We start from the raw sequence: 11,808 nt of genomic DNA on the forward strand, positions 1-11,808 counted from the left end.
ACATCCCTCTGCCAGCATCATTCTCGCAACAGCCCCGCGGAGCGCAGTGCATTGCCTGTCGCAGGCCCCAACTGAGCCAGGACATTCAGCTGAGTACCAAGCTCTGTCACTTGTCTCTCCTGGGCGAGTTGTTCCACGCGGGCAGCCTGAGCCTCGACGGCCTGACAGCCTAACGAGGCCGAAATCCCCTTGATATCGTGGGCCAGCTGCGCAAGCTGCCCGTGGTCATGCTGCGACAGTGCATCACGCATCTCCCCCAGTCGCGCCGGATAGCGCTGCAGATAGCTGGCGATCATGCGACTGAGGGCCTGCGGTGAGAGCACCTGACGCAGCTCCTCGACGGTGTCTCCCGACAGCAAGGTCTCGTCCACACTGATCTGGGTTTCCAGCATCGGGGCCACGACCGTCGGAGCCACCTCTTCGCCGTCTGCCGCTACTGCGGCAGACTTCACTATCAGCGCGTCTCGTTGAACATACTGACGCAACATCTCGGCCAGCTCTCTTCGCGAGAACGGTTTCCCGATGACATCATCCATCCCTGCATCCAGACAGGCACGATGGTGCTCGGGCATCACATTGGCGGTGACGGCAATAACCGGCAGTCGCCTGACCCGGTGGCCCTGATCAGCCATTGCCTGCTCGTGGGCTCGCCAGCGGCGAGTGGTTTCCAGCCCGTCCATCACCGGCATCTGCATGTCCATCAGCACCAGATCGAAGTTGCGCTGCATCAGCACTTCCAACGCCTGCTGGCCATTGCCCACCAGCTCGCAGGTCTGGCCCAGCCGCGACAGCATCGCCACCACCAGTTCTCGATTCAGAGCATTATCCTCGACCACCAGGATATGACGGCAGGACAAGGCCTGTGAGGAGGGGCTGGTCGCCTCTTCTACTCCTTCCACCACCGGCAGACGAAGATCAAACCAGAAGCGGCTTCCCGAGCCTGGCTGGCTTTCCACCTTGAGCTCGCCGCCCATGGCCGCCACTAGCTGAGAGCAAATGGCCAAGCCCAAGCCCGCTCCTTCATGACGCCGGGACAATGCAGAGTCTGTCTGCTCGAAGGGTTCGAAAATGCGCCGCTGATCTTCCTCGGCGATTCCACACCCGGTGTCGTAGACCATGAACGTCAACACGTCATCGCCCTTGCCGGCAACCCTCAGCATGACGAAGCCACTCTCGGTAAACTTGAAGGCATTGTTGAGCAAGTTCATCAACACTTGGCGAAGTCGGTGTACGTCTCCGTCCACCCAGGCAGGAAGAGAAGGAGCGACCCGCATCAGGAACTGGACATTGCTACGACTCTGGGTTTGATAGCCCGTGGCCAATTGGTCGAGCATCCTGGGCAATTGGAAGGGCTGGCGCTCGACGGCCAGGTGACCGGCCTCAATGCGGGTATAGTCCAACACATCGTTAATGACCGATCGCAGTCCCGCAGCACTGTCCCGCAACCCATCAATTTGCCGACGCCCCTGCTCACTGAGGGCTTCATCGCACAGCAGGTCGGCCATTCCCAGCACTCCGTTCAGGGGCGTGCGTACTTCATGACTCATGATCGCCATGAAGTCGGACTTCGCACGGTTTGCCACCTCCATGCGATGGTAGGCTTCGCGCAACGCCTCAGACTGAGCTTCCAGCAACTGCGTCTTCTGCCGATGCTGGCGTGCCTCCTTGACCAGTGCCCAGATCAGTACACCGCCGGCCAACAGGGACAGTAGCACGGCAATCAGCATGGCGACGTAGAGTTGATCCAGCACATGCATATCCCTGCTACGTTCTTCGGCGGATACTCGGCCATGCTGTAACATCAATTGACGACTTAACTCCTGGGCGTCTGCCAGGCGGTTGTTCAGCGATCGCCTCAGGTCCTCATCATAGGTGAGCTGGCCATTGGCGAGCGCAGCAAAGCGCTCGTCCAGGGACTGCATGATGCCCTCTATCTCGCCGATCAGTTCACCTGCTGCTGCATGATTGGCCAGGAAGTTCGCCGCCTGTCCTTCGAGCAAGAACACGAAGCGTCCGTAGAGCAGCTCGAACTCCAGCAACGTTTCATCCAACTCCGTATCGCCCCGTTGCCAAAGCGCCAACCGCAGATCCCTCAACGCACGATCATATTGGTAGAGCGTCCAGGTGACCGTATCGATGTCACGGTGGTGAAGTGAGTTACTGCGGTCATAGATCAAGCCGCCCGTGATCACCACGGCGACGATGAAGACGATGGCGGCAACGGCGGGCGCCTTGATGCGCAGAAGCTGGGGCATGGCCAATCAGCGCACCTCGATTCGAGCGACTTGCCAGACAGAACGACTGAAGTAGATGTTCGTCTTGAGGTCAGGCTCTTCGTCAAAAGGGTAGATCACGAACAGCGGCCCCTTGTCGCGAATGCGCATGGGCTCGCCATCACGGCGCATGGCCAGAATGACGTCATGCTGCTCGGCATCTTCAATCGGAATCAGCGACTCGTAATCCTTGATCGCGATCACACGCAGCTCACTGCCTTCAGCACCAGCGGCATCGAGCACATCGCGCAGGAGAGGACCAGAGAACCGCGACTGACCGTCTATCCAAGGGTTACCGGTGATCACGTCATGCTGCGGCAAGGACTCCAGCATACGAGCATCGAAGTGGGCTTCGTCTTCGACGTTGGGAGACGTAAGCTGACCGGAAAGCGTGAGAATGACACGCTCCTGTGGAGACTCCAGAGCCAGCGAAGGGCCTGTCGTCATCAGCAACATCACCAGAGCCATGAGTCGCCACGTCTGTACTGCTTTGCTGCACCATCCCTGCTGCCGCTGCATAAAATCTCTCCGCTGAAGACCGAGCTTTCCTGTGAAACTGTGCCGTATCAGCAATATGCTACTGCCAGTGCTGCCTCAAGGGAAACTCTGGGTCAACCCTGATCACAGCACCAACGGCCGCGAAAGAGCGTAAACTGTCCTCAAGATCGGCAATGAGATGGGGAGACAGCGACCCCATCACACAGCCGTGCGCCATTCGCAGAGCCTGCGCCAGCCACAGACGAAGCAACAACGGTGAGAGCAGAACCCTTGGGGTCAGTCAGTCAAGCACGCGGCAAAACGGGTTTAGCGCAAGCTGTCGAACACACCTGCCTGGCGCCAGGCCAGGCCAGTCTGGGTGCCCATCTCTTCTAGCTCGCTGATCAAGGACGCGACCGCCTCCAGCCGCTGCTCCCCGACGCAGTCCAGAAGTCGCTGCGCAACCTCGGCCACCGCGAGACATCCCAGGGTACGGGATGCATGCTGTAACTCGCTGGCCTCGGACACCAGCACCGACAGGTCACCTTCCTCACGGGCTTGAGACATACGCGCGATGCGGGCCGGAAAGCGCGCGAGATAGCCACGCACCATGCGCTCCAAAGCATCCGCGGAGACCATCGAACGCAACTCCTGAAGGGTGGTGGAGGCGATCACTGCTGGGCGGTCGACAGAGCCCTCAGCGGGGCTGTGAAAGGAGCCATCAGCGGGGTTGTGGAAAGAGCCATCAGCGGGGTTGTGAAAAGAGCCATCAGCGGTTTTTCCGAGAGAGCCATCAGCGGTTTTTCCGAGAGAGCCATCAGCGGGGTCGTGGAAAGAACCATCAGCGGGCTTGTGAACAACACCCTGTTGGATAACGCCCTTGCCATCCAGGGAGGGGTAGACCCGTGAAGGATAGCGCTCCAGCACGCAGGCAAGGTCGTGGCGCGTGAAGGGCTTGCCGATCAAGTCGTCCATGCCCGCCTCCAAACTTGCCCTGCGATGCTCTGGCAGCACGTTGGCCGTCACTGCAATGATCGGCAGACGGTAGTCTTCATCGCCATCCACACCACGCCCAGCGCGTTCCTTGTCACGCCACCTTCGGGTCGTCTCCCATCCATCCATTACCGGCATCTGCAAGTCCATCAAGACCAGATCAAACTCGCGTTTTGCCAAGACTTGCAGGGCTTCCTCGCCATTGGCGACCCGCTCGCAGGACTGCCCCAGCCGGGCCAGCATACTGGCCACCAGCTCGCTATTCAGCGGATTGTCATCCACCACCAGGACATGATGCGGTGCCAACGCCTCTAGCGCAGCGCTATGGGTGGTCTCCTCCAGCGCCGCTTCATCGCAGGCAGGTAATGGCAGCTCGAACCAGAAACGGGAGCCACTGCCCAACTGGCTGTCCAGCTTGAGGTCTCCGCCCATGGCGCGGACCAGATTACGGGCGATGGGAAGCCCCAGGCCGGCACCATCGTGGCGTCGGGCCATGACCGAGTCAGACTGCTCGAAGGGCTCGAAGACGCGATCCACATCCTGCTTCGAGATACCGCATCCCGTGTCATAGACCACAAACGAAATTCTCTCATCCTGAGCGCGGCTGACGCGCAGCATCACGAAGCCCTGGCGCGTGAACTTGAACGCATTGTTGAGCAGGTTCTGCAGGACCTGGCGCAGCCGATGCAGATCGCCAAGTACCCAATCCGGCAGGTCAGGGGCCAGTCGCATCAAGAACTGTACGTCGCTCTGATGGCGTGAACGATACCCAAGCGTCGCCTGCTCGAGCATTCCCCGCAGGGCAAAGGGTTCCTGCTCCACATCGATGCGCCCGCTTTCCAGACGAGTGAAATCAAGCACATCGTTGATAACGCTTTTCAGACCGGTCGCACTGGCCTCGAGGCCCTCGATATGGCGCTTGCCCTGCTCACTCAGGGTTTCGTCCCGCAAAAGGTCAGCCATACCCATGACGCCGCTCAACGGCGTGCGCATCTCGTGACTCATGATCGCCATGAAGTCGGTCTTGGCGCGGCTTGCGCTCTCGGCTCTCTCCACCGCATCCTTCAATGCGCGAGACTGCGCTTGCAACAGCTCAGCCTTGAGCGTGTGCGCACGCCCTTCACGCATCAGAGCCAGTACCAATACGGTGCCAGCTCCCATGATCAACACGATACAGGCCAGCACCACCCCATAGAGGCGCAGTAACGACTGCGTATCACGGGTGCGAATGTCAGCCACGCTAGCCTTATGCTGCAGCAACATGTCGAGACTTGAGGCCTGCAGCTGCGTCAGTGTCTGCCGCAGTGACGCTCTTGCCGTTTTATCCAGCGGCGCCCCGGCCACGAGATCCCCCACCCGCACAGCCAGCTCGTCAATCAGCTGTTCACTCTGCAGATAAAGCGCTTGGGAGGCCTGGGTCTGACGCAGGAAGGCGCGGGTTTGCCCTTGTCGTAACAGGTCATTGCGCCCCTGCAGAATCTCGAAGTCCAGCGCCAGCTCATCGATGGCATCAGCCGGCGCTTCGGCCACAAGGATGCGCATTTCTCGCACCATGCGATCGAATTGATACAGATTCCAGGTGACAGTATCCAGAATTCGATGCTGAAGTTCCTGCTGACGATCAAAGGTCAAACCACCCGCGACCAACGCGGCCACGAAGAACATCACGGTGGCCGTCGCGGCTACCCGCGAGCGATAGGGCAAACTCAGCATGTCCGGACCCTGGGCCGCAAGACGTCAACGCACATCGATGGACTCCACTTGCCAGACCGAGCGCGTCAGATACACCGCGTTATAGAGATGGGGCCGCTCATCAAAGGGATAGATGACAAACAGAGGGCCTTGATGGCGCACCTCGAGCACATTGCCATCGCGAGACATCGCCAGGACAATGCCGAAATCTCTCGCGTCTCCCACGGGAATGGTCGCCGCAAAATCATTCAGTGCCCCAACCCGCAGTTCCATGCCGCGAGCATCTACTGCCTCCAGCAAGGCCATCAGCAGTGGACCGTCGTAGACCGATGCTCCGTCGTACCAGGGAAGGTGGGTGCTGATGCGCCCTTGATCCAGCGCAAGTAGCATATCGCGATCAAACCATGCCTGATCACCCACGTTGGTGATACCAATATCGCCGGATACCTTCAGCAAGGGTTTGCCAGCAGGCCGCTCAAGCGCCATCGCCAGGGAAGACACCAAGGTCAGCCCAAGAACCGCAAAATGCCAGCGATATCGCACATTTCCCCCTTTGCCGAGCTCGATGCTCGGAGGCGTTTCCGGCTTATCGTCTTCGCTTGTATGCTGATTCAGCCGTACCGAATGTTAAAATAGTAAATCATAGGACACAATTCGTCACGTGATGAAACGCAAGGGCTCCCATGCCTCCCACCAATGCTCTATGGCCCGACGACATGCCCACCTTGCCCTCTGCCATGGCACCAGCGGCGCCTTATGATCGGCCAAGTTCAGCCGCCAACCAGTCCGCCAGATCATTGGCATGAGGATGACGCGGGCCGTGCGCCCCGGAGGCCAAATGCAGGGTCAGACAGGCCTCCGTGGTCACGAACCCCCAAGGAGCAAGCAAACGCCCAGCACGCACGTCGTCTTCCACCAGATAGTCCGGGGAGATGCCCACGCCCAGCCCCACCAGTGTCGCCTCGAGCATATAGGTAAGATGCTCGAAGCCCTGTCCCATGGAGAGGCCTTCAACGCTCATCCCCTGCTGGGAACACCAGTCACTCCAGGCTGACGGCCGCGAGCGAGTATGCAGCAAAGGATGCCCCAGGAGCTCTTGCGGCTGCCGCCGGCCCGCCCCTTGAGTGGACGCGACCTGATAATGCGGGCTGTGGACAGGGCCGATACGCTCCTTCCCCAGCACTCGAATAAGCGCACGCTCGTCGGGGCTATCGGGCAGGCGCTGGAACCGCAGCACACCGTCCGCTCCTGGCGGCACACCTTCCCCTTCTTCACTGGCACTCAGGTGCAGTTCCAGCGTCGGAAGCGCCGTCTTCAGCGCCGCCAGGCGCGGGATAAACCAGCGAGCCAGAAATGAGCCGGGGCAGTTCAGCACAAAGGGGCGCCCCTGTCCCCGCTGCGACACGTCACTGCACACTCTGGCTAACGCTCCTAGATGGAAGCCGATGGCATCGGCGAGCTCCTGACCCGCCTCGGTCAGGCGCACTCCTCTGCCCTCCCTTTCCAGCAGGTGCACGCCCAGCTGCTGCTCAAGCCCCTTGATCTGACGGCTCACGGCCCCGTGGGTAAGGTGCAACGCGGTCGCGGCCCGGGACACGCTGCCCAGTTCCGCTACCGCCTCCAGAGCTCTCAGCGCTCGCATTGACGGCAGCCTGTCCCCTGCCAAGGTGACGGGCGCTCCCCGGCGTCCCTGATCTGTCATGATGCACCTCCGACCACGGCCAGATATGTGAATTTTTCTCACAGATTAGTGCAACGATATCGATTTTTCAGGTGTCCGTCAGCGGTTATTCTTGGCCTCGACACCCATGGCGCTGGTCGCGCCGCGACAGCTTTGGAGCTTCCGATGAGCCAACACGACACGACACAGAGCCTCCGCCAGGGGCCCGACTCAAGAGGGTTCTTTGGTGACTTCGGGGGACGCTTTGTCGCCGAGACACTGATGCCGTTGATTCTTGACCTGCAGCGGGAATATGAAGCAGCTCGCAAAGATCCACTGTTCGCCGACGAGCTGGCACGGCTTTCTGCCGACTACGTGGGCCGCAAGAGTCCGTTGTACTTTGCCGAACGTCTGACCGAGCATCTGGGTGGCGCACGCATCTACCTCAAGCGCGAGGACTTGATGCATACCGGCGCTCACAAGATCAACAACGCCCTTGGCCAGATTCTACTGGCACGCCGCATGGGCAAGCGTCGCATCATCGCCGAAACCGGGGCAGGCATGCACGGTGTAGCGACCGCCACCGTGGCGGCACGCTTCGGCATGGAGTGCATCATCTACATGGGCAGCACCGACATCCACCGCCAGCAACCCAATGTACAGCGCATGCAGCTGCTTGGCGCCAAGGTGATTCCCGTGACCGCCGGCGATGGGACCCTGAAGGATGCCATGAACGAGGCCCTGCGAGACTGGGTCACCCACGTCGATACCACCTTCTATATCATCGGCACGGTGGCAGGCCCTCACCCCTATCCTGCCATGGTGCGTGACTTCCAGTCGGTCATCGGCCAGGAGGTTCGCGAGCAGCTGTTCGACAAGGAACAACGCTTGCCCGACTCCCTGGTGGCCTGCATCGGCGGCGGCTCCAACGCCATGGGACTGTTTCATCCCTTCCTGGATGATCAGGACGTGGCATTGATTGGCGTAGAGGCTGCTGGCGAGGGGCTCGACACTCCTCGTCACGCCGCCAGCCTGAAAGGCGGACGTTCAGGCGTGCTGCATGGCAATCGCACCTTCCTGCTGCAGGATGCGGAGGGACAGATCAGCGATGCGCACTCGATTTCCGCCGGCCTCGACTACCCCGGCATTGGTCCCGAACATGCGTGGCTGCATGCCATTGAGCGTGCCGAGTACGTGGCCGCCAGTGACCGCGAGGCGCTGGACGCGTTCACCTTGCTGTGCCGTAAGGAAGGCATCATTCCTGCGCTGGAGTCGTCCCATGCCCTGGCAGAAGTGATCAAACGTGCGCCCGGCCTCCCCCAGGATCACCTGATGGTGGTGAACCTCAGCGGTCGCGGCGACAAGGACATGACCACCGCGACGCAATGCTTGGCTGAAGAGTTAGGGCTCGACACCGCCAATGGCCCGGTCTGACCTGCGCCCCTTATCCTCAGGAGAGACATGATGACATCCCCAGCCACTTCACAAGGACGCCTGGCCCAGCGCTTTGCCGCTACCCGCCAGCAAGGCCGCGCCGCCCTGGTGACCTATATCGCCGCCGGTGATCCCGACTACGCTACCAGCCTCGCGACCCTCAAGGGCCTGGGCGAGGCCGGGGCCGATGTGATCGAACTTGGCATGCCGTTCACCGACCCCATGGCAGATGGCCCCGCCATTCAGCACGCTACTCGGCGTGCGCTGGAGGGCGGTCAGACCATGGACCGCACCCTGGAGATGGTGCGCGAACTCCGCCGAGTCGACACTCTCACGCCGGTGGTACTGATGGGCTACTACAACCCCATCTACGCTCGCGGCGTTGAGCGCTTCCTCGATCAGGCCAAGGCCGCCGGGGTCGATGGCCTTATCGTGGTGGACCTGCCGCCGGAGCACGATGACGAGCTGTGCCTGCCCGCCGCCAAGGCTGGTCTGAACTTTATTCGTCTGGCCACCCCGACGACCGACGCCGAACGTTTACCCAGCGTGCTCGCCAACACGTCAGGCTTTCTCTACTACGTCTCCAGCAATGGCGTGACGGGTGGTGCAGCGCCTAGTGCGGAGCGGGTCAAGCAGGAGCTGGATCGCATCCGTACTCACAGCGACATTCCCGTCGCCGTCGGGTTTGGCATTCGCACCGCCGCCCAGGCCAAGGAGATTGGCGCCTTTGCCGATGGCGTGGTGGTTGGCTCCGCTCTGATAGATGCCCAGGCCAGCGGAGAGACACCCCAGGCAGGCACCCAGGCGGTGCTGGAGCTGACGCGCGAGCTTGCCAACGCGCTGGCCCAGGCAGGTCACGCTCCCTCCCGCTAACACGGGCACTTGTCATGTATCACTCGACCACTCCCGCGGAGTGGTCGAGTCTTTATGCCCTCTACCATGATGGGTCCAGAGTAACAATCACGGCGATTCCTGCCAGAAACCCGCGATATCGACGTCCAGTCCTCTGCCTGACGTCTGCTCCCGCGATATTCTTTCTGCCATTCTCATGCTTAAGTCGAACCCGTAATACGGGTCAGCGATGGTAGAATCCCGCCCCTTCCGGCCACAAGCCACCCCATCCGTCTGCGCGAGACGGTCGATGCACACACCACGCTTCGAGATCAGAGTCATGTCCAACACCCTGAGCGTCCCCTTCAAGGCACTGAACCGGTTGGGGCTGATACCCCAGATTGTGATCGGCATCCTGCTGGGTATTATTGTCGCCACCCTGTCCCCAGACCTTGCGGCTTCGGTCTCGCTGCTCGGGCAGGTCTTTATCTCTGCCCTGAAGGCCGTTGCGCCTGTGCTGGTGTTTGTGCTGGTGATGGCCGCCATCGCCAACCACCAGCGAGGTCGTCAGACCCAGATCCACAGCGTACTCATGCTGTATCTTGCCGGCACCCTGGTGGCCGCTCTGGTGGCCGTCACCGCAAGTTTCCTGTTTCCCACAGAATTGACGCTGGATACCGCCCAGGCCAGCGGCAACCCTCCCGGCGGCGTGATCGAAATCCTACGCAACCTGTTGCTCAGTGCCGTCGCCAACCCGATTGCCGCGCTGATGGAAGCCAACTTCGTGGCGATTCTGGTCTGGGCCATCAGCCTCGGCCTGGTGCTGAGAAACGCTCAGTCCGCCACCAAGGGAATGATCAATGACCTGTCCGACGCGGTCTCTACCCTCGTCCGCTGGGTGATCCGCCTGGCACCGCTCGGCATCTTTGGCCTGGTCGCCGGCACCCTGGCCGAAGCCGGCATCGGCGCACTGATGGAATATGGCCGCCTGTTGTCCGTCATCGTGGGATGCATGGTATTCGTGGCGCTGGTCACGAACCCCTTGATCGTCTTCCTGACCACCCGCAAGAACCCCTACCCTCTGGTATTCAGCTGCCTTCGCGGTAGTGCCATCACCGCCTTCTTCACACGCTCAAGTGCCGCCAACATTCCGGTCAACATGGAGTTGTGCAAGCGCCTGGAGCTGGACGAGGACACCTATTCCATCTCGATCCCCTTGGGTGCCACCATCAACATGTCCGGTGCGGCCATCACGATCACGGTGATCACACTGGCGGCCGCCCACACCCTCGGCATCAGCGTCGATTTTGCCACCGCACTGCTGCTGTGCATCGTCTCGGCGCTTGCCGCTTGCGGAGTCTCGGGTGTCGCAGGTGGCTCGCTACTGCTGATTCCCATGGCGGCCAGCCTGTTCGGCATATCCGCCGATGTGGCCATGCAGGTCGTCGCGATCGGCTTTGTCATCAGCGTGGTGCAGGACTCCACGGAAACCGCGCTTAACTCGTCCACCGATGTGCTGTTCACCGCCGCCGCCAGCCGCAGAGCCGAGCGCAGCACAGCCGTCGACTGATCCCCTCCTGCGGCTGCACGAACCAAGCCCCCGTCACCCTGCGGTGACGGGGGCTTTGCTTGGAAGGCTTGCTGACTGGGCGTTGCTTAGCGGGCTTGCTGGACAGGCTTGATGGAACGCATGACGCCGTCGCTCAGCCCGCCACCACCTGCGGATGATAGCGAGCGGCAATCGCCACCAGGCGCTCCATGGTCTCGCGACTCGGAGGTTCAAGTCCGGCCAGCGGATAGTGCTGTCCCAGCTCCTCCCACTTGTACTCGCCCAGACCATGGTAAGGCAGCAGCTCGACCCGCTCGATGTTATCCAGGGTCTGAATAAACTGGCCGAGTCGGTGCATCATCTCGTCGCTATCGGTATGGCCCGGCACGATCACCTGTCGAATCCAGGTCGGCTTGCCGATCGCCGCCAGATGACGTGCGAAGGCGAAGGGTCGACGAGAGGAAATCCCCGTCAGCACGCGATGGGCCCCTTCCTCGATATGCTTGATGTCCAATAACACCAGGTCGGTGGCATCAAGCAGTGCATCGAGCACATCGTCGTAATGGCAGGCGTAGCCGTTGGTATCGAGACAGGTGTGCATCCCCTCTGCCTTGGCGGCCACGAACAGATCCCGCACGAAGGCTGGCTGCAGCAGCGCCTCCCCCCCGCTGCAGGTGATGCCCCCTCCGGAGGCGCGCATGAACGGTAGATAGGTTCGCGCTTCCGCCATGACCTCTTCCACGCTGACCTCGCGTCCTCCTTTCAGATCCCAGCTATCCCGGTTATGGCAGTACTGACAGCGCATCACGCAGCCCTGAAGAAAGACCAGAAAGCGGATACCGGGGCCATCGACGGCACCGCAACTCTCGAGATGATGAAGACGGCCGATACGGGACATG

The 11,808-nt window shown here is 61.1% G+C and carries 9 protein-coding genes; 3 read left to right on the forward strand and 6 right to left on the reverse strand.

The genetic code is table 11. From position 1 onward, the window contains the following. Positions 1 to 17 precede the first annotated feature (17 nt). The 5 genes from KUV72_RS19355 to KUV72_RS19375 form a co-directional block, all read right to left on the reverse strand. Positions 18 to 2,255, reverse strand: a complete 2,238-nt coding sequence (locus tag KUV72_RS19355; protein WP_222239468.1) for an ATP-binding protein — start codon at positions 2,253 to 2,255, stop codon at positions 18 to 20. A gap of 6 nt (positions 2,256 to 2,261) precedes the next feature. Continuing rightward, the gene (locus KUV72_RS19360; RefSeq protein ID WP_206944842.1) at positions 2,262 to 2,741 is read right to left on the reverse strand and encodes a molybdopterin-dependent oxidoreductase; all 480 of its coding nucleotides are present in this window, start codon (positions 2,739 to 2,741) and stop codon (positions 2,262 to 2,264) included. 336 nt (positions 2,742 to 3,077) lie between these two features. Beyond that, a complete protein-coding gene (locus KUV72_RS19365; RefSeq protein WP_222239469.1) occupies positions 3,078 to 5,456 on the reverse strand; it encodes an ATP-binding protein in 2,379 nt (792 codons plus the stop codon). A 24-nt stretch (positions 5,457 to 5,480) separates the two neighbouring features. After that, a complete protein-coding gene (locus KUV72_RS19370; RefSeq protein WP_222239470.1) occupies positions 5,481 to 5,978 on the reverse strand; it encodes a hypothetical protein in 498 nt (165 codons plus the stop codon). A 211-nt stretch (positions 5,979 to 6,189) separates the two neighbouring features. Then, on the reverse strand, positions 6,190 to 7,137 hold the full coding sequence (locus tag KUV72_RS19375) for a LysR family transcriptional regulator (protein ID WP_206944845.1): 948 nt from the start codon (positions 7,135 to 7,137) through the stop codon (positions 6,190 to 6,192). A 144-nt stretch (positions 7,138 to 7,281) separates the two neighbouring features. On the opposite strand from KUV72_RS19375, the gene trpB reads away from it, so the two are divergent. The 3 genes from trpB to sstT all read left to right on the forward strand — a co-directional run bounded on the left by trpB (position 7,282) and on the right by sstT (position 10,930). Then, on the forward strand, positions 7,282 to 8,529 hold the full coding sequence (trpB, locus tag KUV72_RS19380) for a tryptophan synthase subunit beta (RefSeq protein WP_222239471.1): 1,248 nt from the start codon (positions 7,282 to 7,284) through the stop codon (positions 8,527 to 8,529). Positions 8,530 to 8,556: 27 nt separating this feature from the next. After that, positions 8,557 to 9,402, forward strand: a complete 846-nt coding sequence (gene trpA / locus KUV72_RS19385; RefSeq protein ID WP_261317587.1) for a tryptophan synthase subunit alpha — start codon at positions 8,557 to 8,559, stop codon at positions 9,400 to 9,402. 298 nt (positions 9,403 to 9,700) lie between these two features. Beyond that, positions 9,701 to 10,930 carry a serine/threonine transporter SstT gene (gene sstT, locus KUV72_RS19390; RefSeq protein WP_206944865.1) on the forward strand — a complete coding sequence of 410 codons (1,230 nt, stop codon included), beginning with the start codon at positions 9,701 to 9,703 and terminating at the stop codon, positions 10,928 to 10,930. A gap of 133 nt (positions 10,931 to 11,063) precedes the next feature. Here sstT and pflA read toward each other — a convergent pair whose 3' ends face one another. Further along, positions 11,064 to 11,807 (reverse strand): pyruvate formate-lyase-activating protein, encoded by a 744-nt coding sequence (pflA, locus tag KUV72_RS19395; protein WP_222239472.1) that lies wholly within the window; start codon positions 11,805 to 11,807, stop codon positions 11,064 to 11,066. Position 11,808: the final 1 nt, after the last annotated feature.

The sequence above is a fragment of the Halomonas sp. DP4Y7-1 genome (genome assembly GCF_019800705.1).
In the GTDB taxonomy this organism is placed as follows: domain Bacteria; phylum Pseudomonadota; class Gammaproteobacteria; order Pseudomonadales; family Halomonadaceae; genus Halomonas; species Halomonas litopenaei_A.

Excerpts from the sequence above, each read along its gene's own strand:
- trpB (WP_222239471.1), top strand. The coding sequence starts at position 7,282 with ATGAGCCAACACGACACGACACAGAGCCTCCGCCAGGGGCCCGACTCA.
- pflA (WP_222239472.1), bottom strand. The coding sequence starts at position 11,807 with ATGTCCCGTATCGGCCGTCTTCATCATCTCGAGAGTTGCGGTGCCGTC.
- KUV72_RS19360 (WP_206944842.1), bottom strand. The coding sequence starts at position 2,741 with ATGGCTCTGGTGATGTTGCTGATGACGACAGGCCCTTCGCTGGCTCTG.
- KUV72_RS19365 (WP_222239469.1), bottom strand. The coding sequence starts at position 5,456 with ATGCTGAGTTTGCCCTATCGCTCGCGGGTAGCCGCGACGGCCACCGTG.
- sstT (WP_206944865.1), top strand. The coding sequence starts at position 9,701 with ATGTCCAACACCCTGAGCGTCCCCTTCAAGGCACTGAACCGGTTGGGG.
- KUV72_RS19375 (WP_206944845.1), bottom strand. The coding sequence starts at position 7,137 with ATGACAGATCAGGGACGCCGGGGAGCGCCCGTCACCTTGGCAGGGGAC.
- KUV72_RS19355 (WP_222239468.1), bottom strand. The coding sequence starts at position 2,255 with ATGCCCCAGCTTCTGCGCATCAAGGCGCCCGCCGTTGCCGCCATCGTC.
- trpA (WP_261317587.1), top strand. The coding sequence starts at position 8,557 with ATGATGACATCCCCAGCCACTTCACAAGGACGCCTGGCCCAGCGCTTT.